This is a genomic window from Rhizobium grahamii CCGE 502, assembly GCF_000298315.2.
Classification (GTDB): domain Bacteria; phylum Pseudomonadota; class Alphaproteobacteria; order Rhizobiales; family Rhizobiaceae; genus Rhizobium; species Rhizobium grahamii.
This window is the reverse complement of record NZ_AEYE02000005.1, coordinates 76,247-98,042: the sequence shown is the minus strand read 5'-3', so window position 1 is coordinate 98,042 and position 21,796 is coordinate 76,247. Positions and strand designations below refer to the sequence as shown.

Below are 21,796 nucleotides of genomic sequence, written 5' to 3'. Positions count from 1 at the left end.
ATGGCTTAAAGGCATCCCGCCCAAGAAAGACAAGAAAGAGCGCCCACCCGTGACACAACCGCCGAAGACGCCGCTGCTGGACAAGGTTACCTATCCGGCCGACCTCCGAAAGCTGGAGGATCGCGACCTGCCGCAGCTGGCGCGCGAAGTCCGCGACGAGATGATCGATGCGGTATCCAAGACCGGTGGGCATCTGGGTGCCGGCCTCGGCGTCGTCGAACTGACGATCGCCATCCACAACGTCTTCAACACGCCTGAAGATCGGCTGATCTTCGATGTCGGGCACCAATGCTATCCGCACAAGATCCTCACCGGTCGTCGCGACCGCATCCGCACGCTGCGCCAGGAAGACGGACTTTCCGGCTTCACGCGCCGCGCCGAAAGCGAATACGACCCGTTTGGCGCCGCTCACTCCTCGACGTCGATCTCCGCCGGCCTCGGCATGGCGGTTGCCTCCGAACTCGACAAGACGGACCGCCGTGTGATCGCCGTGATCGGCGACGGCGCGATGTCGGCCGGCATGGCCTATGAGGCCTTGAACAATGCCGGCGCGCTCGACGCCCGGCTGATCGTCATCCTCAACGACAACGACATGTCGATTGCGCCGCCGACCGGCGCGATGAGCGCTTATCTCGCGCGTCTTGCCTCCGGCCGCACCTACATGGGCTTCCGCGATTTCGGCAAGAAGCTGACGGCATATCTCGGCAAGAAGGTCGACCGCGCCATTACCCGCGCCGTCGAGCACGCGCGGGGCTACGTCACCGGCGGGACCATGTTCGAGGAGATGGGTTTCTACCATATCGGCCCGATCGACGGTCATTCCTTCGAACACCTGCTGCCCGTGCTGCGCAACGTGCGCGACCATGCGGAAGGCCCGGTTCTGATTCATGTCGTGACGCAGAAGGGCAAGGGCTACGCGCCAGCGGAGGCCGCTGCCGACAAGTATCACGGCGTCAACAAGTTCGACGTCATCACCGGCGCCCAGGCGAAGGTGAAGCCGAATGCGCCGAGCTACACGAGCGTCTTTGCCGAAGCGCTGGTGCAGGAAGCAGAGCTTGACGACAAGGTCGTCGGCATCACTGCCGCCATGCCTAATGGTACCGGCCTCGACAAGCTCGCGAGCGTCTTCCCGTCGCGGTGCTTCGATGTCGGCATTGCCGAGCAGCATGCGGTGACTTTCGCCGCCGGCCTCGCCGCCGAGGGCTTCAAGCCGTTTGCCGCGCTCTACTCGACTTTCCTGCAGCGCGCTTACGACCAGGTCGTCCACGACGTGGCGATCCAGGGCCTGCCGGTTCGCTTCCCGATCGATCGCGCCGGTTTCGTCGGCGCCGATGGCCCGACGCATGCGGGCTCGTTCGATACGGCGTTCCTCGCCACCCTGCCCGGCTTCGTCGTCATGGCAGCGGCCGATGAGGCCGAACTGAAACATATGGTGCGTACCGCCGCCGCCTATGATGCTGGCCCGATCTCGTTCCGGTATCCTCGCGGCGAGGGCGTTGGCATCGAAATGCCCGTCCGCGGCGAGATCCTGCAGATCGGCAAGGGCCGCGTCATCAAGGAAGGCGCGAAGGTGGCGCTGCTGTCGTTCGGCACCCGGCTCGCCGACTGTTTGCTTGCCGCCGAGGATCTGGACGCAGCCGGCCTTTCGACCACGGTTGCCGATGCACGCTTCGCCAAGCCGCTGGATCATGACCTGATCCGCCAGCTTGCCCGCCACCACGAAATCCTGATCACCGTCGAGGAAGGTTCCGTTGGCGGCTTCGGCAGCCAGGTCATGCAGTTCCTGGCGGCTGACGGTCTGCTGGACAACGGCCTGAAAATCCGGTCGCTTGTGATGCCCGATCTCTGGATGGAGCAGGCAAAGCCCGAGGTGATGAACGCTCATGCCGGTCTCGACCGCGCCGGGATCGTCTCGACCGTCTTCCGCGTGCTCGGACGCCCTGCAGCCTTCGGCGTCGGCGCCGCCGGCTAAGTCGATGACATCAATCAAACGAAAAAGGCCCCGCAAAGCGGGGCCTTTCTTTTTGGTGTTTGTGCAGCCGTAAGCTCAGAATTCCGTCCAGTCCTCCTGAACCGCGGCAGCCGTTGCAGCCCTGCCGCCGCCGAAGGCCTTGGCCACCGTGCGGGTTAGCGCGCGGGCCGGCGATGCAACCGGGCGTGACGCAGGGCTGGCGACGGCCGCCCTTGGAGCTTCAGCACGGACATGGCCGAGATTGAACTGACCGAGCAGATCGTCGAGAGCGGCTGCTTCCTGCGCCAGCGAGTGGCTCGCCGCCGTCTGTTCCTCGACCATGGCAGCATTCTGCTGCGTGCCCTGATCCATGTTGTTGACGGCGGTGTTGATCTCCTGCAGGCCGACCGACTGTTCGCGCGTTGCGGTGACGATGGCGCTAACGTGCTTGTTGATCTCCTGGACCGCACCGACGATTTCGGCGAGCGCCTTGCCGGTTTCGTCGACGAGCGAGACGCCTGAATTGACCTGCGTGCCCGAGGTGTTGATCAGCGACTTGATCTCCTTGGCGGCATTTGCCGAGCGCTGTGCGAGCTCGCGCACTTCCTGTGCGACGACGGCAAAACCCTTGCCCGCTTCGCCCGCACGAGCGGCTTCAACACCGGCGTTCAAGGCAAGAAGGTTAGTCTGGAAGGCGATGTCGTCGATCACGCCGATGATGTTGCTGATCGCGTCCGATGACTTCTCGATTTCCTGCATGGCGGCAACGCGTGCGCTCGACCAGCTGGCCGACGTCCTCGGCGCGCTTGGCGGAGTCGCGAACGGTCGTCGTGACTTCCTCGAGCGCAGCTGCGGTCTCCTCGACGGCTGCGGCCTGCTGCTCCGTGCGGCGTGCGAGATCATCGGCAGCCGAGCGGATTTCGCCGGCGCCGGCATTGATGGCGGACGCATTGCGGCCAACCGACTGAAGGGCAGCCTGCAGCTTCTCGACGGCGTTGTTGAAGTCATTGCGGAGGCGGTCGAACTGAGACGCGAAGGGCGTCGTGATACGGATGGCGACATTGCCATTGGCAAGATCGGAGAGACCGCCTGCGAGGCCTTCGATGGCGAAGCGGAGTTCCGCCTCCTCGCGCGCCTTCTGGTCGTCGCTCATCTGACGCTGGCGCTCGGCATCACTGCGCATGCGATCGGTTTCGCCGGAAAGGCGCAACTTCTCGATCGCGGCATCCTTGAAGACGAGAACCGACTGGGCCATACGGCCGACTTCGTCCTGGCGATCGAGCGCCGGAACGTCGATGTCGTTCTGACCGCCGGCCAGACGGCCCATGGCAGACGTCATGCCAACGATCGGGCGAACGATGCTGCGCGACAGCATCCAGGCAAGCAAGCCGGCGGCGAGAGCTGCAGCGATGCCGCCGGTCAGCAGCGTGACGCGAAGATCGCTGCTGGCATCGGCCTGAACGGCCGCGAGGGCGGTCGACTCTTCACGGGCAGCAGCCTTGATCTTGGCGGACGCCTGGCGGAAGCCGTCGAGCTGGCCCTTGGTTTCGTTGACGCCGATCTTGACGATCTGGTCGACCGGCATGTCGGTTTCCTTGCGCGCCTTCGACTGCGGCTCGGCGAGTTCGTGGAAGTAGAGGTCAGCAGCTTTCTGCATGCCGTCGATCTGCTGGAGGAAGTCGCTGTTGCCTGCCGCGGTCTCGCGCGCGGCTGAGATCGCCTTCAGCATGCGCTCGCGGTTGGCGAAGATATCGCCATAAGTGCTGTCGCTGCGGAAAAGCAGGAAGCCGCGCAGGTTCACCGCCTGTTCGAGCATTGCCTGCAGCGCGTCGTCGATCTGGTTGACCAGGCGCTCGGATCTCTTCTGCTGCTCGGAGGCGGCCGAAACGGCAGCGGCTTTCGAGTAAACAAAGGCGGAAACGGATAGAAAGATAAGGATCAGCACAGCGAAAGTCGCGGCGAGCTTACCGTTCAAGGACGTGTTTCTAGCAAGCATCAGTCAATCTCTCCTGACGGCCTGTGGCCATGGGGAAGCGGGCACGTTCAGTTCATGCCCGGAAAATTCGGCGGATGAGGAACATGATCGGCAGTTGGGAGGAGGCCATCATGGCGGGGAAGCGACCTTCGGGCGGTCGCTGCAATCTACCTGACCGTATGACCGTGGGCTTTAAATTTGCTTAAGTTTGTGCGCCGCAGCAGCGACGCTCGCGATTTGCGGCCCGGCGGCGGCGCGACGCAATGACCGGCAAGGAACTTTCCAATCTCTTGGCAAAGGCAAGGAGTTGACACTGGGTGGTCCCGGCCAAGGCTACACCGGAACCCTTATGCTCGACGCTAGCGGAAATTTGCGAAACGTGGGGCAAAACGGGACCAAAGTCGGTCGAAGTGGGACGAATTCCTGGGATTAGACCCGGCGTCGCCTTGCAACAAAAGACTTGCAACTGATGACGTTGCCCGTCATGGACAGCGCATGTCAGATCAGAACACGCAACGTTTGGACCAGCTGCTCGTCAGTCTTGGCCTCTTCTCCAGCCGCTCCCGCGCCCGCGACGCCGTGCAGCGCGGTACCGTGAAAGTGGGCGGAAGGGTGGTGACCAAGGCGGGCGCGCTGTTCGACGAGGATGCCGCAATCGAGATCGATGATCCGGCTCAGGACTACGTGTCCCGCGCCGCGCTGAAGCTTGCAGCGGCGCTCGATCATTTCAAACTCGACCCCTCGGGACAGCACTGTCTCGACGTCGGCGCGTCGACCGGCGGCTTCACCGAGGTCCTGTTGGCGCACGGTGCGGCGCATGTCACCGCGATCGACGTTGGCCATGGCCAGATGCATCAGCGGATATCGAGCGATCCTCGCGTGACCAACATCGAGGGCCTCAACGCCCGCAACCTGACGGCCGAGGATATCGGGCACCCGGTCACCTTCATCGTCTCCGACGTTTCCTTCATCTCGCTGAAGCTGGCGCTGGCCCCCGCGCTTGATCTTGCCGAGACGGGAGCGGTCGCTGCCATCCTCGTCAAGCCGCAGTTCGAGGCCGGACGCGATGCGATCGGCAAGGGCGGACTTCTCAAGGATCCGTCGTCTGCGCCTGACGTCGCGGCCGAACTCGAACGTTGGTTCGTCGAGGACATGGGCTGGCACGGTCTTGGGCTGATCCCCTCCCCGATCGCCGGTGGCGACGGCAATCAGGAATTTCTACTCGCAGGAACGAAACCGTGAGCACGCAAACAGTTACGATTGAAAAGCTCGGCGCCCAGGGCGACGGAATCGCTCATGCCGACGGTGGTCCGATCTACGTGCCGTTCACGCTGCCTGGCGAAACCGTCGCCATCGCGCGCGTCAAGAGCCAAGGCACGCTGATGTCGATCGCGGAACCATCCGCCGAGCGCCAGGACCCACCGTGCCGACATTTCGGACCGGATGGCTTGAACGGCACCTGCGGCGGCTGCAGCCTGCAGCACATGAACGATGCGGCCTACCGCAGCTTCAAACGCCAGCTCGTCGTCGATGCACTGAAATCGAAGGGATTGACGCATGAGGTCGCCGACCTCGTTGCCGCTCATCCCGGAGAACGACGGCGTGTCGTCTTCGCCGCACGGCGGACAGAGAAGGACATGCTGATCGGCTTCAATCAGGCCGAGAGCCACCACATCGTCGCCATCGAGGAATGTCCCATCTCGTCGGCGGGCATCATGGCCAGGTTGCCGGCGATCAAGGCGATTGGGGCGGCACTTGCCAACAACGCCGAGGCATTCCGTATTGCGGTACTGGAGACCCTCTCCGGCCTCGATCTTGCTGTCGACGGCATCAAGAAACTCTCCGACCAGCAGCGTCGCAAGGCGATCGAGATCGTGCTTGGCATGCGCGGCATCGCTCGCGTCTCGCTGAACGGAGAAATCCTCGTTGAACCATCGAAGCCGGTCGTCGATTTCGGCGGCGTCAACGTCGTGCCGCCACCCGGCAGCTTCACGCAGGCGACCAAGCCGGCGGAAGACGCGATGGCGGAACTGGTTCTGGCGCATGTCGGCAAGGCCAAGCGCATCGCCGATCTATTCGCCGGAGCTGGCACATTCTCCCTTCGCCTCGCTCGTGTCGGCCGCGTGCATGCGGTCGAGAGCGAGGAGAAGCCGCTGGCGGCGCTGGATCACGCCGCCCGCAACACGCAGGGCCTCAAGCCCGTCAGTGTCGAAAAGCGGGACCTTTTCCGCCGACCGCTAATGACCTCCGAACTGAAAGTCTACGACGCGGTGGTCTTCGATCCGCCGCGTGCCGGCGCCGAGTTTCAATGCAAGGAATTGGCCCGGTCGGCGGTCAAGAAAATCGTGGCCGTCAGCTGCAATCCGGTAACGCTCGCGCGCGATCTCGCGCTGCTCGTCGAGGGCGGTTATCGCATCACCGGTGTGACGCCGATCGACCAATTTCTCTGGACGCCGCATGTCGAGGTCGTGGCGACTCTCGAAAAGTAGACGCCAAAAGAAAACGCCCGCGGCAAGCGCGGGCGTCCGTTCTTCCGATTAGCGGCAATCAGGCAGCGCGGCGGCCGTATGATGGTGCCCCGTGGGATGCCGCCTGCAGGTTGAACTGGGCAAGAAGCTGCATCAGCTTTGCCGCCTCCTGCGCCAGTCCATGACTTGCCGCCGTCTGCTCCTCGACCATGGCGGCGTTCTGCTGCGTACCCTGGTCCATGGTGTTGACGGCAGTGTTGATCTCGGCAAGTCCGGTCGATTGCTCGCGCGTCGCGGTGACTATCGCGTCCACGTGGCGGCTGATCTCCTGGACCTGGCCGACGATTGCTTCCAACGCCTTGCCGGTGTCGCCGACGAGCGTGACGCCTGAGCGAACCTGACTATTCGACGCAGTGATCAGGCTTTCGATTTCCTTCGCAGCCTGGGCCGAGCGCTGTGCCAGTTCACGCACTTCCTGGGCGACGACGGCAAAGCCCTTGCCGGCTTCGCCGGCGCGTGCCGCCTCGACACCGGCGTTCAGCGCGAGCAGGTTGGTCTGGAAAGCGATATCGTCGATGACGCCGATGATGTTGGCGATCTTCTGCGACGACTGTTCGATTTCGGTCATTGCTGACACGGCCTTGCGGACGATGTTGCCGGACTCTTCGGCGCCGTTGCGGGTGCGCGAGACGAGATTGCCGGCTTCCTCGGCGCGACGCGCGGTGTCCTTGACGGTCGTGGTGATCTCTTCGAGCGCCGCGGCCGTTTCCTCGACCGAGGCTGCCTGCTGCTCGGTACGGCGGGCAAGACCATCCGCTGCGGTGCGGATCTCGCTTGCGCCGGCGTCGATCGCATGCGCGTTGTTGCCAACGGCATGCAGGGCGCCGTGGAGCTTGGTGACGGCGCTGTTGAAGTCAGTGCGAAGACGGTCGAGATGCGACGCGAACGGCGTGTCGATGCGATGGCCGAGATTGCCTTCCGACAATGCCCCCAGAGCGCTTGCAAGCGCATCGACGGCGTGACGGATTTCGGTGGCCTCGCGGTTCTTCTGCTGCTCGCGGTCCAGACGCTCACGCTCGGTGAGGGCGCGGCCGGTTTCCGCCTCGCCTTCGAGACGTTCGCGGTCGATCGCGTTGTTCTTGAAGACGGCAACAGCTTCGGCCATCGAACCGATCTGGTCGCGGCGCTGCTCGCCCGGAATCGTGACCGACAGGTCGCCGGCGGCAAGCTTCTGCATCGCAGCGGTCATGTCGGTGACTGGACGGATCACAAGGCCATGTAGCAGCCAGGCCATCGCCGCGATCATCAGACCGACGGCAAGGATAGTGGCAACGGTTGCGGCAATGCGGAACTCGTTTAGCGAGGCGAAGGCTGCATCACTGTCGACGACGAAGCCGAGATACCATTCGACCGACGGAAGACCGGCAACGGGCATGAAGCTGACGAGCACGTCCTTGCCAGCGAACTGGGTCGGGACAAGACCCGACTTGATCGCCGGGGTCTCAGCCGGAAACGCGTCAGCGAGTGTCTTGGTTACGAGCTTCGCATCCGGATGAATCAGGATCTGGCCGCTCTTGTTGACGAGGAAGGCGGTGCCTTTGCCGCCAAGGTCGATCTCCTTGATCATGTCGACCATGGTCTTCAGCGAGAAGTCGCTGCCGACGACGCCGGCCAGCTTGCCACCGCGGCTGACGGGAACTGCCGAGCTGATGATGAGATCTCCGCTCGAGGCATCCACATAGGGCTCGGTCATGACGCTGGCGTTGGCTTTGACTGCATCCTGATACCAGGGGCGCTTGCGCGGATCATAGCCGTCCGGCATCGGCAACTTCGGCCACATGGTGAAGACGCCCTGCTCGTCACCGAAATAGGTGCTGACGAACTGGCTGGTCAGAACATCATTCTGGAGCACGGTTTCGACGCCCTTCTGATCGGCGGCGCGACCGATAGCGTTGGCCACCATGGCGGTCAGCGTCACGCGGCCATTCATCCAGTTGGCCAGGCTGTGCGCAGCCTGCTCGCCCGAAGAGTTGATGTTGGCTTCGATTGCCGCCGTCGCGGTGCTTTGCTCGACGGAATTGATGTAATAGGAAAAGGCGGCAAACGCCACGAGGACAACGGCAGACGCGGCAACGAGGATGCGCGTCATCAAATTCGTCTTCTTTTTCAAGTATTTTCCTTTCGTGAGCGGTCCGCGCCGTGTTTGACGAACGCGGGCTGCTCGATGCGCAGGCTATGGGCAAAGCTGAACAAAGCGCCTCATGCGCCCGGACGACCGCGACATCAGCGCGCCGTCATGCCCCTAATATTAGAGGGGCATTTAAAACAGCCTTAAAATTTGACGAAATTCAAACATTTCGCATCAGCGGCGCATGAAGGCTTCGAAGGCGGCTTTCGCTTCGGCGCTGTGCAGGCGTTCGAAGAAGTGGCGTGCCTCGTCGTCGATGCGGGCTATGATCTCCTCGCGGTCGCCACGGATCAGGTTTCGCGCGATCTTCAGCGCCTCTGGCGGCTTGGCGGCAAGCTTTGCAGCGGTCGCCAACGTCGTGGTTTCGACCTCATCGGGCACGCAGAGCTTCCAGACAAGTCCGGCTTCCCGCGCTTCCTCGCCGGAGAAGCCTTCGCCGAGAGCCAGAAGCGCAAAGGCGCGCTGCTGTCCCATGATACGCGGCGCAAGCAGGCTGGACGCCGCTTCCGGAACGAGAGCGAGGTCGACGAACGGCGTGCGGAACTGGCTGCGTGGCGAGGCGACGGTCAGGTCGCAGTGCATATGCATCGTCGTTCCGATCCCGATCGCCAGCCCGTCCACGCCGGAGACGATCGGCTTTTCGGAGCGGACCATGGCATAGAGAAATTCGACGATCTCCCGCGGCATGGCCCCGCCCATCGCAGCAGCCAGGAAATCACCGAGATCGTTGCCGGCGGAGAAGCAGCCTTCGGTGCCGAGGAAAACCGTCGCCCGGATCGTCGCGTCGTCATTGGCGGCTACCAGTGCGTCCGCCATCGTCCGATACATGGCGCGGGTAATCGCATTCTTCTTCTCCGGCCGGTTGAAACGGATGATCTGGATGCCGGGATGCCCTGCATCCCGCTCGACGATGACGTGCTCTGTCATGATGGTTCCTCAGGCAAGAATGATTTTGGCGGCTGCGAGACTTGCGGCGCCGTTGATGACGCAGTCCTTCAGCGCCGTAACTTCCGAAAGAAGATTTTCCGCGGCAAAGCGGCAGAGCGCGATCCGCCGCTCGGCGCCACCATCCTGCGCCGGTGCGAGCCCGCCCTTGGCAAGGTAGCAGCCGGTCAGGACGAGGCCGAAGAGACGCTGATAGGGTGTCGCGCCGGCTAGCGCCTCAGTCGTCTTGCCATCGCCAATCTTCGCCAACAGCCAGTCTGTCGCTTCGCCGAGATCGGTTATCGCTGCGTCGAGCTGGTTTGCCGTCGCGCCGAAGCCATCCAGATTGGAATGGCGGACCTGATCGGCAATCTCGTTCAATTCGGCGATGAAGCCGCGGACATGATCGCCGTTCGAGAGTGTCAGCTTGCGGGTGACCAGATCGATTGCCTGAATGCCGTTGGTGCCCTCGTAGATCGGCGCGATACGGGCATCACGCAGATAGCGCGCTGCACCCGTCTCCTCGATGAAGCCCATGCCGCCATGCACCTGGATGCCCAGCGAAGCAACGTCGACGCCGACATCGGTGGAGAAGGACTTGGCGATGGGCGTCAGCAGCGCAGCGCGTTCCTGCCAATGCTGCTTTCCGTCGGACGCGCGATGCGACATGTCGATCGCATGGGCGCAGGCATAGGAAATCGCCCGGGCGCCCTGAGTCAGGGCCTTCATCGTCAGCAGCATGCGGGTAACGTCTGGATGTTCGATGATCGGGCTCATGCCACCGCCGGTCCAGCCGGGCGCCTTGCCCTGGGTACGCTCCTTGGCATAGGCGATAGCCTTCTGCGTCGCGGCCTCAGCAACGGCAACGCCCTGCATGCCGACGGCAAGCCGGGCGTTGTTCATCATCGTGAACATGCAGGCGAGACCCTTGTTCTCCTCGCCGACCAGCCAGCCGATCGCGCCCTTCTCGGAGCCGAACTTTCCGTCGCCATAGATCATTGTGCAGGTCGGCGAGCCGTGGATGCCGAGCTTGTGCTCCAGCGAATGCGCGAAGAGATCGTTGCGGGCGCCGAGCGAACCGTCCGGATTGACAAGGAACTTCGGCACCAGGAACAGCGAAATCCCGCGCGTTCCAGCTGGCGCATCCGGCAGCCGAGCGAGCACCAGATGAACGATGTTGTCGGCGGCATCGTGCTCGCCCCATGTTATGAAGATTTTCTGGCCGAAGATGCGGTAGGTGCCGTCATCCCGGCGCTCGGCACGCGTCTTGAGCACGCCGAGATCGGAGCCGGCGTGCGGCTCCGTCAGGTTCATCGTGCCGGTCCATTCACCGGAAACGAGCTTTGCGAGATAGGTATTTTTGAGTTCGTCGGACGCATGGCTGTTGATCGCCTCGATTGCTCCCATGGTCAGCGTCGGGCAGAGCGCGAAGGCCATGGAGCCGGAGTTCCACATCTCGAGCGCAGCAACGTTCAGCATGTGCGGCAGCGCCTGCCCACCAAACTGTTCAGGAGCGGTCAATCCGTTCCAACCGCCGGCTATCCAGTTCTGATAGAGATCGCGCCAGCCATCGGGTGTCACGACCTTTCCATCGACAAGCCGCGATCCCTGGCGGTCGCCGATCTCCGCGAGCGGAGCCACTTCATCTGTGGCAAATCGTCCCGCTTCCGACAGAATGGCATCGACGAGATCCTCCCCGAGCTCGCCGAGCAGACCCGCGTCGAGCGCGCTTCCCAATCCGGCAACGTGCTTCAGCGTGAACGCTATCTCTTCGACGGGCGCTTTGTACATTCTCGATCTCCTCGCATCGCAGGCCGTCGAGCCGCAAAGCCCTCCGGCACCTCCATCGGCAGAGCTAATTGATTTTTACGTAAACGTCAATTTTAAACTTCCAACAACAATCCGCCGGGAAGTACGATGTCTGCAGTATTGCGCACTTGCACAAACAACCGTCATAGAGAGTCTCTAAGGACACATACCGCCATCGCAAGAGGACCGGCGCACCAATGGATACTTTGCCCGCCACCATCCCGGGACTCGTGTGGGCCTACCGCTTTCCGCCGGAGGGCGGCAAGGCAATACGCCTTGCGAACAGCGCGCCGCAAACCGAACTGACGAATGGCGGTGGCTTCTACTGGTTGCACCTCAACTTGGCCGACGCCCGCGTTCCGGCTCTGCTGGACACGATCGAGAGCCTGAGTGACGATGCCAAGGCAGCATTGGTCACGCGCGATACGCATGCGGCCATCACCGTGGACGAACAAATGCTCTACGGCACCCTCGTCGACTGCCAACGTGAGTTCGATCGCGAAACCGCCGATCTCGGTTGGCTGCATTTTGCGATCTCCGATTGCTTCATCATCACGACCCGGCTGCAGCCGCTGCGCAGCATCGAGCGCGTTCGCGTCATGGTCGAGAAGAACCCCAAGAAGTTCGAACGGCCTGTCGATCTGTTTGAAACCCTGGTGATCGAGTTCCAGCGTACGTTGATCTTGATCGTGATGGAGATGACCGAGGAGCTCAATGCCATCGAGGATTTCGTCTATGACGCAGCGCCGCGCGACGAACGCTTGCGGCTCGCGCCCGTCCGTCGCACGGTCGTTCGGTTACACCGGCACCTGAGAACGGTGTTGGCCCTGATGCGCCGCGCCGCCGCTTCGCATGACGACGAGATGCCGTTTGGCTTCGATGATGTTGCCGGACGGTTGACGAGCCGCCTCGAAACGGTCGATCACGACATCTACGCCCTGCAAGACCGCGCCCGCCTGCTGCATGAAGAAATCGACTCGAAACTGTCGTCCGAGACGAACCGTCACCTCTACATTCTATCGATCATGACAGCCTTCCTGCTGCCTCCGACGTTGGTGACGGGTTTCTTTGGCATGAACACCACCAACCTGCCTTTTGCCGAAGGGAGCGGCGGCACCGAATATGCGGTGGCGCTGATCATCGCCTCGATAGTGTTGGCATGGTGGCTGCTGAAGCGCGTCCGCATTCTCTGAACGTAAAAAGCCCGGCATCACTGCCGGGCGTTTGAGGCGTATCCAGCTTCACTCAGTACGGCGAAACGCACTGCTGGCGCGGGCCGTTGTATGGCTGGAAGGTATTGTCGTAGGCGCGATAGGAGCGGTAGCGCGCTTCGCACCAGGCGACATGGCCCGAGGCGAGCGGAGCGGCCGGCGGAGGCGCTACATAGGTCGGCTGCGAGGCGATCGCGCCACCAATCACTGCGCCGGCGCCGAAAGCGGCAAGCGGGAACCAGTAGCCGTTGTAGTAACGGTAGCCGTTTCGGTAATAGGGATAGCCACGATAGCCACCGTACCAGCCAGGCCGATAGGCTGGGCGATAAGCTGGGCGGTAACCCGGATAATAGCCAGGGCGGTAGCCGGGATAGTAGCCCGGCCGGTATCCGGGGCGATAGCCGGGGCGGCAATAGGGGCCGCGGCAATACTGAACGTTCTGAACCTCACCCGACTTTTGGACCTGCGACAAAGCTGGCATCTGCATCGCCTGCGAGGGTGCATAGCCGCTGGCAAGCGTGACAAGGGAAACGACGGCAATCGCTATCTTCTTAAAAAATCCAGTCATGGAATCTCCATTTCCAGGTTGGAATACGCGCGCTCGATAACACCGGGACGACGAAAACGTTCCAATGACCGGTTTTCATGACGCTGGTGCGACTTTCCGTTCTTAAGCGATCGCGGATTAACCGGGCATTAACCGCCTTTCATCACGCTCACTCCATGAGGCAATCCTGGAGAAATCTTCTGCTTCGCTTGGTGGTTCCAGCGCTTGCCGCGGGGGCACCGACGGAGGCTGTCTCTGCCGACACCCTCCCCTGGAAGAACAGCAGCAACGCGCTCATCGTCGATGCCTATGAGTTGAACACGATCGACTGGAATTCCCTGGTTTCCGACAAGCGCATCGCCGCCTTCATCTCGAAGGCTTCCGACGGCCTTCCGGAGAGCTTCTCCTGTAGCGGCGACCATGCCGGGGATACCGTGGCCCATTGCAAGACCATGTGGCGCAAATATGCGGTGAGCCGCGAACTCTTCCAGACGCGGCGGCTTGTGGCGCGGGCGGCGGGCCTTCTCTGGGGCTCCTATCACCTTGCACGACCGGGAAATCCCGTCGATCAGGCCAACCATTTCCTTGAATACGCCGATCCCAAGGACGACGAGATGATGATCCTCGACCTCGAGGGGATCGATCCTCAGAAATTCATGTCGTTGGAGGACGCGCAGATATTCGCCGGTCATATCAGGGCGCGAACCGGACGATATCCAGTCCTCTACACCAATCACAACACCGCCCGTTACATTGCCGCCTACCGCAACGACTATCCGGTGCTGGCGCGGCTGCCGATCTGGTATGCGCGCTACAAGCCCGACGTCAAGGGTGTGTTCCCGATGGGAAACTGGGACAACTATCTGATGTGGCAGTTCTCATCCGGCGCGAATTGCAGCAAGCGCCGCTGCCCTTACCGTGTACCGGGCACCCTGACCGATATCGATGTCAACGTCGCGCCGATGAGCCGGGCGGAGCTCACAAAAGTATGGGCTCGAGGCAACCTTCTGCCGGCGCGCGAACCCGATCCACCGCTCATCCTCGCCAAGATCGAGATGGAACCGCGCGCGAGGCCGGGGATGGACATCGCAGCTCTTGCCCCGGATCCGATCGTCACGTCCTCTACACCGCAGAACCAAGTGGTCCGAGCTCGTCGCGACTTTTGAAGCGCGCGCTCAAAAAAAGACCTCGCCTCACAGGGAGACGAGGCCACTCGGGAGGTAGCTTCTTAACAGATCAGGCGACGACGGAGAGCTTCGCCTGATCGCCTTGCAGGCGGTTGACCATGAAGTTCGAATACCATTCGAGGAACTGCATCACGCCACCTTCGTGCAGCATCGAATAAGGGCCGGGCTCGTAGGCCGGCGAGTGGATGCCGAACGCATTCTCTTCGACGATGCGGCGGTCCTGGTCGTTGGTTTCGGTCCAGACGTGGGTGAGTTCGGCGAGGTCGTAATCCACACCCTCAACGGCATCCTTATGCACAAGCCACTTCGTCGTGACTGCGGTCTCGTTGGCGCTGAGCGGCAGCACGCGAAACGAAATCGCATGGTCGCCGAGAATGTGGTTCCACGTTGTGGGATAGTGGAACAGCAGCATTGTGCCGATGCGATCAAGCGTCACGTCCTCCGAAAGAGACCGCTTGACGGCACGCTTGCCGGACATGGTGTAGCTCTCGGCATCCTCGATCAACGGCATGCGCGCAGTGCGGAACTGGCCATCCGGCGAAATCTGGAATTTGCTCGGCAAGCCGGCCGCTTCGCAGCGTGCCCAGTGTCCAGCGATTTCCGGGTCGTCGGCGCCGCCATCGGTGCCGGTGACGCTCGGCGCTTCCGGGTAGGTGCGGCAAAGCTCGGGGTGATTGGCTGCACAGTGATAGCATTCGCGGTTGTTTTCCCAGACAAGTTTCCAGTTGCCCTTTTCGATGATCGTGCTCTGGAAGGCGACCTTCGCCTCGCTCAGACGATGCGGCAGCATATAGGGGGCGACCATGTCGCGAATCGGCTGGAAGTCGGGGGCATTCTCGGCCAGACAGATGAAGATATAGCCGCCGAAGCTCTCGCAATGGACGGGCTTCAGGCCATAGCCCGTCTTGTCGAAATCATCACCCATGTGGCGGGCAAAGGCGAGCTTGCCATCGAGATCGTAAGTCCACTGGTGATACGGGCACACGAGACGCACCGACGAACCGTGCTCCTTTGTGCAGACACGCGAGCCACGGTGACGACAGCTGTTGTGGAAGGCACGGATGACGTTGTCTCGTCCGCGAACGATGACGACCGGATACTGGCCGATCTGGACGGTGAAGTAAGCACCGGCTTTCGGCAGCTCGCAATCGTGGCCCATGAAGAGCCAATCGCGGTAGTAGATCATTTCCATATCGAGCTTGAAATAATCCTCGTCGATATAAAATGGCTGCTCGAGACTGAAGCCTTCTCGGCGGGTCTTGAGTTGTCGCAATACGTTGCTGCGAATATCCATCTGCATATCCTCGTATGGTGGGCCGCGCCTTAAAAGCCGCCGGAAGCTTCGCTCCCTCTCCGTCAGGAGATTTTCTTGAAGGGCATTTAACCACCGCCGACCCGCGGCGCTTGGTTGTAAAGCGACATCGGCTTCGAAAATGACGACAGGCGGCAAAGGAGCCTGGAATCGGCTGCATCTTTCCGCTTCCGCGCTCCTCGTTCCCGGCAACAAAGGTCAATTACGACATCAGCGCAAGCCAATTCACACTTGGGATTTCGACGTAGTGTTGCCACCGCTGTCGCAATTGCGACCTAGCTACCTGGGCCTGATCTTGTCGATCCGCGCTGGAGGCCGCGTTTAACACACCATTAAGCATGATTGCCTATCCTCGCCACATCAGACATGCATGCGGATACCTACCATGGCGAAACTTCGCTATTTCGACGCCAGCAATAGCCTCAATGCCCGCAACGCGACGCCGGCCGCTTCGCATTCGGAATTCCTGCGTACCGGTAAAATCACGCGGACGCGGGCGCACTGGCTCGCCGAAGAACGGCGCTATCTCACGCATGACGAAGTCGCCGAGAGGACCGGCCGCACGCTGGAGAATGCCGGCGAAAAGACGCATCAGAATATCAACGGCTTCCACCGCTCGATCCAGTTTCCGAAGATGCTGTTCCATCGGACGCTGCGGGACAGCCCGCATCTCGGCTACTGCCATGTAACGGCGTCGCGGACGAAATTCGCCCGCTACGAGGAGGTCAGCTGGGCCTTCTACATCGCGAATTTCTACGCCGACATCGGCGACAACGACAATTTCTTCGACAAGATCGACGTCAAATATTCGCGCATGTACTTCGCGGTCGCCATCAAGCCGGGCGAACATACGCCGGAAAAGATGACTATCGACCGCTCGGTGCGGGGCAACGGCATACTTTTCCGCACCGACGATCCGCAGGTCGCCATCAAGAACGTACTTCTACTTGGCGCACGCAACGAACAACTGCGCGAGATCATCCGCCAGCTCTGATATTGATCCTGTCGCTGGGAAAGCATAAGGACTGCCGGACAGCAATCCGGGCAGCGCATGGCACGATCGATCGACATCACGAAGGACAGGCAAGAGGCCATCAAAGCCGGTTGCGCGGTGCTTGGCGAAGGGTTTCCGATCGCGATCCCGACGGAGACGGTGTACGGCCTCGCCGCCGATGCCACTAACCCGGTGGCGATCGCCCATATCTACGAGACCAAGGGCCGCCCGCGCTTCAACCCGCTGATCTGCCATATGGCAGATCTTGCCATGGCTGAAAAGCATGCGGAGTTCGACCCGGTTTCACGCGCGCTGGCCGAAGCCTTCTGGCCCGGCCCGCTGACGCTCGTGCTGCCGCTGAAGCCGCAAAGCGCCATTCATTCTCTGGCGACCGCAGGTCTCGACACGGTCGGCATCCGCGTTCCGAAGGGCTTTGCAGGCGAACTGATCCGCGCCTTCGGGCGACCGCTCGCAGCGCCCAGCGCCAACACCTCCGGCAAGATCAGCGCAACCAGCGCCGACCATGTCGATGCCGATCTTGGCGAGCGCATCAGGCTGATCCTCGATGCCGGTGCAAGCACCGTCGGCGTCGAGTCGACGATCGTCAAGGTCGAGGATGGCAAGGTCCGGCTGCTCAGGCCGGGCGGTTTGCCAGCCTCCGAGATCGAACGCGTCGCCGGTCAGAAGCTTCTGCGATCCCGGAAAGCGTCCGCAGCTATCGAGGCTCCAGGAATGTTGGCGTCCCACTACGCTCCGGGTGCAACCGTCCGACTGGACGCAACCCACGTCGATGCTGGCGAGGCGTTGATTGCGTTTGGCAAGACCGCAGTTGCCGGCGCCGATGATGCCAGGATCGTTCTCAATCTCAGCCACGACGGCGATCTTGCCGAAGCGGCGGCAAACCTGTTCGACTATATGAAGAGAGCCGATGCCAGCGGCGCTGTGACGATCGCCTTCTCGGCCATTCCCGACGAGGGACTTGGCGAGGCCATCAACGACCGGCTGCGCCGGGCCGCCGCCCCACGAGAATAACAAGAAGGACCGAGTTTCGATGAGCAACGTTTCCCCCGAACTTCTCGACCGTTTCACCGCCATCGTTGGCGAGAAACATGCCCTCCGGAGCGAAGCGGATCTCGCGCCGCATCTGATCGAAAACCGTGGCCTCTACCATGGCTCCTCGCCTCTCCTGCTGAAGCCGGGCTCCGTCGAAGAGGTGTCGGCAATCCTGAAGCTTGCGAGCGAAACCGGCACCGCGGTCGTGCCTCAGACGGGCAACACCGGCCTCGTCGGCGGCCAGACCCCGCGTGAAGGCAAGTCCGATATCATCATCTCGCTTGAACGCATGAACAAGGTTCGCGATGTCGATCCGGTAGCCAACGTTCTCGTCGTCGATGGCGGCGCGATCCTTGCCGACGTGCAGAAGGCGGCAGAAGCGCATGGCAGGTTGTTTCCGCTATCGCTGGGGTCCGAGGGGTCGTGCCGGATCGGCGGCAATCTCTCGACCAACGCCGGCGGCACGGCCGTGCTCGCCTACGGCAACATGCGCCACCTCTGCCTCGGCCTCGAGGTGGTGCTGCCGACCGGCGAGATCTGGGATGGCCTGCGCCGCCTGAAGAAGGACAACACCGGCTATGACTTGCGCGACCTCTTCATCGGCGCGGAAGGCACGCTCGGCATCATCACCGGCGCGGTGCTGAGGCTCTTTCCGCAACCGCTCGGCAAGCAGGTTGCATTCGCCGGGCTCAATTCGGTCGAGGATGCGCTTGGGTTGTTCAACCTGGCGTCCAGTCTCTGCGGCACCTCGCTCACCGGTTTTGAGCTCATGCCGCGTTTCGGCGTCGAAATCACCGCGCGCAATATCGAGGGCGTACGCGATCCGTTGGAGTCGGCGCATCCCTGGTATGTGCTCGTCGATATTTCCACGTCAGACTCCGCCGAGACGGCCGAGCGGATGATGACGGCGCTGCTCGAACAAGGCTTCGAGGCCGGGTTGGTTCAAGACGCGGCGATCTCCTCTTCCGTCGCTCAGCAGAAGGCGCTCTGGCATATGCGCGAAAGCATGTCGGAGGCGCAGAAGCCGGAGGGCGGATCGATCAAGCATGACGTTTCCGTGCCGGTTTCGGCAATCCCGGCCTTCATGCATGAGGCCGGCGAAGCCGTCATGGCTGCGATGCCGGGCGCCCGCATCTGCGCGTTCGGCCACATGGGCGACGGCAATATCCATTACAACATTTCCCAGCCTGTCGGCGCGGACAAGCAGGCTTTCCTTGAGCGCTGGCACGAGATGAACCACATCGTCCATGGTTTCGTCCTGGCACATGGCGGATCGATTTCCGCCGAGCATGGAATCGGTCAGCTGAAGCGCGATGAGCTGGCGTCGATCCGCCCGGCGATCGAAATGGAGCTGATGCGCAGGATCAAGCGCTCCTTCGACCCGGCCGGCATCATGAATCCCGGAAAGGTCGTCAACATCGACTAGAGGAAGTCGCTGCTAAGGCGGTCAGCCCGATGTGCCGCCGGTCAGAATGCTGAGCGCCGGTGAGTTGCTGGAATTGTTCTGCAGGTCATACATTGCGGTGAACCGCTTTAACAGCTTGTCGACCTTCTTCGAATCCTGAAGGTCGTCGAGATTGACGAACTTCTTCAGAAGATCGACCTGCTTCTCGACATCCATGCTGGAAATACCGCTCGGCAGGCTAAAGGTGGTTGTGATGACCTGGAACAGCGCCTTGTCCCCGAGGATGCTGTAGAGCGAGGTTATGTCGGGAGCCTTGCGGGCGAAATAGAGAGCAAGACGGACGCCGTCGTTGCTTTCACCCTGCTGTGTTTCGAGAGTCTGCTGAAGATAGTTCGTCTGGGTCCGATCCTCGGCGCCGACATTCTGGACGGCGCCGATCTTGGCGCGTGTCAGGTCCCCGGCGGTATCGAAGTTGAAGTCGGCAACGATTTCCTTGAACTTGGAGTCTGCCTTTGTATTCAGATAGCTCTTGGAATCGGACGGATCCGACGTGAAGATCTTCCGCAATGTTTCGTCGTCGTACTTTTTCGGATCGAGACCGTTCGCCTTCAGCACGAAGCTAGTCAGCTTGTCGTTCTTCAGGAAATCATCAAGCGACTTCACCTCGGCCATGCCTTTGGCGAAATCATCGACGGCCTTCGTCGCGTCCTTCGAAGCCTTGTCCTTGATCGAGCCGTCGTCCATTCCCAGGGTGGCGCGCGACTTGTAGTTCGTCGCATACTTGGCCATGACGGCGGGTGACAGTGCCTGTACTTCCGACGTGATCTTGCCGTCGGTCCCAAAGTTGAAGGCGCGGACGAGATTGGTGATGCGCTCGTCCTTGAACGAGGCGACATAACCGTTCGGATCATAGGGGTCGCTCTTCAGCAACTTGCGTAGTGTCGAACGCGGCACGTCCTGCTCCGTCAGTCCGTAGGCGCGCAGCGCCATCTGATAGGGATCTGGCAAGCCATCGTTGCTGTTGTCGAGATCCGCCGTCGCGTTGGAGCGAAGGAAATCGTCCACTTTCTTGATGTTGTCGTCGCTCATCCGCTCTTTGTAGTTGGCGACGGCCGCGTCCATGGCCTCCTGCTGTGCGTCGTCGTAGCGGACCGAATAGCTGTCGGTCGTGTTCATCAGCTGCTCGGCGCTTTGCGGGCCGGAGGCGGCCGCGGCCGAGCCGTCGGCAGCAAAACTGAAGCCTGAGTTGACATTGCCGAAGCCCTGAGCGGCAGCGAAGCTGGGGTCAATCAAGATGTTCTTGAGATCAGCATCACTGATATTGGCCGGCATCTGGTAGACCGACTTGATAAAGCTGGTCAGCTTCGTATCCGCGATCAATTGGTCGACATTGGAAATCGTGCCGATCGTGCTCTGGAAGTAATCGAGGTTGGAGCGCGCGCCCGAACTGGTCACGCGCGCCTGAGCGGAGGTCTGCGCATTGACGTCATCCGGTACGCTGCCATCTGCCTGGAAGTTGAAAGCCGAATGGACCGCATCATAGCCAAGGCTCGCGGCATAGGTTGCATCCGTCAGAACGCTCTTGAGATCGGCATCGCTGAAGGTCTGCGGTATGCCATAGGCATCCTTGATATAGCGCGTCAGCCCTGCATCGGCGACGAGATCGTCGACGTTGGTGATGTTGACTATCGTGGACTGATAATAGCTGGTCGCCGAGGCGGCCAGGTCGCCCATGGTCTTTATCTGATCGGGCGTCTGCGCCGTGTAGGACGCCGCCGCGCCGTTGATCGTCCCGTCGGAATTGAAGTTGAACGCCTGGTTGGCTTCGCTGAGATCCAGAGACGTCGCGTAGCTGGCATCGGTCAGCACGAGTCTTAGCGCTGCCGTGCTGAAGTCCTGAGACATGCCGAAGGCTGTCTTGATGTAGGACGTCAGGCGGCTGTCGGCGAGAAGATCGTCGACGCTGGTGATCGCTCCGATCTTGGACAGGTAGTAGGCCTTGTTATAGTCCGCCGCAGCAGGGGTGACGATCGATGGAACAGTCAAGTTGTACTGTTCCATGACGGCGTCCTTTTGGGCAGCGGTCTGCGCCGCGCCATTGACAGTGCCATCGGCATTAAAACTGAATTGCGCAGCAAGCGCCTGATATTTTTCGTTGCCGTTGACGTTCACGAAGCTGTTCGGATCGTTGACGTCGCTGGTCAGAACCTGCGTCAAGAAGTCATTGGAGACGTATGTAGGATCAATGCCGTAAGCCTTCAGGACATAGGTCCGGACACGGCTGTCCCCGACGATATCCGAAACATCCTGCGCCGCATCGATCGCATTGCCGTAGTAGTCGGTCTCCGTCGCGGCATTCTTGCTCTCGTCGGCAAAGGACTGCGTGTAGAGGCCTATCAGATCGTCTTCCTGGGCGTTGCTTTGCGCATCCGCTGCCGGCGAATTGAAGTTGAACGCGGCGGCAAATTCCTTGTAGCGCGTATCGGTCAGCTTGTTGGCGAAGCTGCCGGCATCGGTCAAATCACTCTCCAGGACTTTCTTCATGAAGGCCTTGGCGTAGGTCATGTCGTCGAGGCCATAGGCCTTCATCGCGTAGCTGTAGAGCCTATAATTGCCGAGGAAATCGTCGACGTCTTTGACCTTGTTGATGTTGTCCTTGTAGTACTCGGCGTCGCGCTTGACCGTTGCCTGGGAGGCTACGCGATCGAGGCTCTGCTTCATGTTCCCCGACACTATGTTGTAGGCCATTGAAGCAGAGATCATAACACGCCC

General features: G+C 61.4%; 14 protein-coding genes and 1 pseudogene. 8 read left to right on the top strand and 7 right to left on the bottom strand.

Features of this window, described 5'->3' with window-relative positions; genetic code table 11:
* The first annotated feature begins 49 nt into the window (after positions 1–49).
* Positions 50–1,972 carry a 1-deoxy-D-xylulose-5-phosphate synthase gene (gene dxs / locus RGCCGE502_RS04500; RefSeq protein ID WP_016552980.1) on the top strand — a complete coding sequence of 641 codons (1,923 nt, stop codon included), beginning with the start codon at positions 50–52 and terminating at the stop codon, positions 1,970–1,972.
* Between the two features lie 75 nt (positions 1,973–2,047).
* On the opposite strand, the pseudogene RGCCGE502_RS04495 reads toward dxs, so the two are convergent.
* Positions 2,048–3,947 (bottom strand): annotated as a pseudogene (locus RGCCGE502_RS04495) (methyl-accepting chemotaxis protein).
* A 474-nt stretch (positions 3,948–4,421) separates the two neighbouring features.
* On the opposite strand from RGCCGE502_RS04495, the gene RGCCGE502_RS04490 reads away from it, so the two are divergent.
* Together RGCCGE502_RS04490 and RGCCGE502_RS04485 are read left to right on the top strand one after the other, a co-directional pair.
* On the top strand, positions 4,422–5,168 hold the full coding sequence (locus RGCCGE502_RS04490) for a TlyA family RNA methyltransferase (protein WP_016552979.1): 747 nt from the start codon (positions 4,422–4,424) through the stop codon (positions 5,166–5,168).
* On the top strand, positions 5,165–6,415 hold the full coding sequence (locus RGCCGE502_RS04485; RefSeq protein WP_016552978.1) for a class I SAM-dependent RNA methyltransferase: 1,251 nt from the start codon (positions 5,165–5,167) through the stop codon (positions 6,413–6,415). The genes RGCCGE502_RS04490 and RGCCGE502_RS04485 overlap by 4 nt, the downstream gene beginning before the upstream one ends.
* Positions 6,416–6,473: 58 nt before the next feature.
* Here the strand turns inward: RGCCGE502_RS04485 and mcpU are convergent, their stop codons facing one another.
* The 3 genes from mcpU to RGCCGE502_RS04470 all read right to left on the bottom strand — a co-directional run bounded on the left by mcpU (position 6,474) and on the right by RGCCGE502_RS04470 (position 11,297).
* Complete coding sequence (gene mcpU / locus RGCCGE502_RS04480) at positions 6,474–8,564, bottom strand: methyl-accepting chemotaxis protein McpU (RefSeq protein WP_016552977.1); 2,091 nt, start codon at positions 8,562–8,564, stop codon at positions 6,474–6,476.
* Between the two features lie 192 nt (positions 8,565–8,756).
* Complete coding sequence (locus RGCCGE502_RS04475; RefSeq protein WP_016552976.1) at positions 8,757–9,509, bottom strand: crotonase/enoyl-CoA hydratase family protein; 753 nt, start codon at positions 9,507–9,509, stop codon at positions 8,757–8,759.
* Positions 9,510–9,518: 9 nt separating this feature from the next.
* Positions 9,519–11,297, bottom strand: a complete 1,779-nt coding sequence (locus RGCCGE502_RS04470) for an acyl-CoA dehydrogenase family protein (protein WP_016552975.1) — start codon at positions 11,295–11,297, stop codon at positions 9,519–9,521.
* Positions 11,298–11,512: 215 nt separating this feature from the next.
* On the opposite strand from RGCCGE502_RS04470, the gene RGCCGE502_RS04465 reads away from it, so the two are divergent.
* Entirely contained in the window at positions 11,513–12,508 is a 996-nt protein-coding gene (locus RGCCGE502_RS04465) for a transporter (protein WP_016552974.1), read from the top strand.
* A 52-nt stretch (positions 12,509–12,560) separates the two neighbouring features.
* On the opposite strand, the gene RGCCGE502_RS04460 is transcribed toward RGCCGE502_RS04465, so the two are convergent.
* Complete coding sequence (locus RGCCGE502_RS04460) at positions 12,561–13,094, bottom strand: BA14K family protein (RefSeq protein WP_016552973.1); 534 nt, start codon at positions 13,092–13,094, stop codon at positions 12,561–12,563.
* Between the two features lie 155 nt (positions 13,095–13,249).
* On the opposite strand from RGCCGE502_RS04460, the gene RGCCGE502_RS04455 reads away from it, so the two are divergent.
* A complete protein-coding gene (locus RGCCGE502_RS04455) occupies positions 13,250–14,239 on the top strand; it encodes a glycoside hydrolase family 25 protein (RefSeq protein ID WP_040673967.1) in 990 nt (329 codons plus the stop codon).
* Positions 14,240–14,309: 70 nt separating this feature from the next.
* Here RGCCGE502_RS04455 and RGCCGE502_RS04450 read toward each other — a convergent pair whose 3' ends face one another.
* Positions 14,310–15,554: an aromatic ring-hydroxylating oxygenase subunit alpha gene (locus RGCCGE502_RS04450; RefSeq protein WP_016552971.1), complete on the bottom strand. Its 1,245-nt coding sequence runs from the start codon at positions 15,552–15,554 to the stop codon at positions 14,310–14,312.
* Positions 15,555–15,957: 403 nt separating this feature from the next.
* Between RGCCGE502_RS04450 and RGCCGE502_RS04445 the strand changes: the two genes are divergently transcribed.
* From RGCCGE502_RS04445 to RGCCGE502_RS04435, 3 genes are read left to right on the top strand one after another with little or no spacing between them, the layout of a single operon-like run.
* Positions 15,958–16,566, top strand: coding sequence for a DUF6656 family protein (locus RGCCGE502_RS04445; RefSeq protein WP_016552970.1), 609 nt, complete (start codon positions 15,958–15,960; stop codon positions 16,564–16,566).
* A gap of 57 nt (positions 16,567–16,623) precedes the next feature.
* Positions 16,624–17,598, top strand: a complete 975-nt coding sequence (locus tag RGCCGE502_RS04440) for an L-threonylcarbamoyladenylate synthase (RefSeq protein ID WP_016552969.1) — start codon at positions 16,624–16,626, stop codon at positions 17,596–17,598.
* A 19-nt stretch (positions 17,599–17,617) separates the two neighbouring features.
* Complete coding sequence (locus RGCCGE502_RS04435) at positions 17,618–19,045, top strand: FAD-binding oxidoreductase (RefSeq protein WP_016552968.1); 1,428 nt, start codon at positions 17,618–17,620, stop codon at positions 19,043–19,045.
* Positions 19,046–19,066: 21 nt separating this feature from the next.
* Here RGCCGE502_RS04435 and RGCCGE502_RS04430 read toward each other — a convergent pair whose 3' ends face one another.
* Positions 19,067–21,787: a DUF1217 domain-containing protein gene (locus tag RGCCGE502_RS04430; protein WP_016552967.1), complete on the bottom strand. Its 2,721-nt coding sequence runs from the start codon at positions 21,785–21,787 to the stop codon at positions 19,067–19,069.
* Positions 21,788–21,796: the final 9 nt, after the last annotated feature.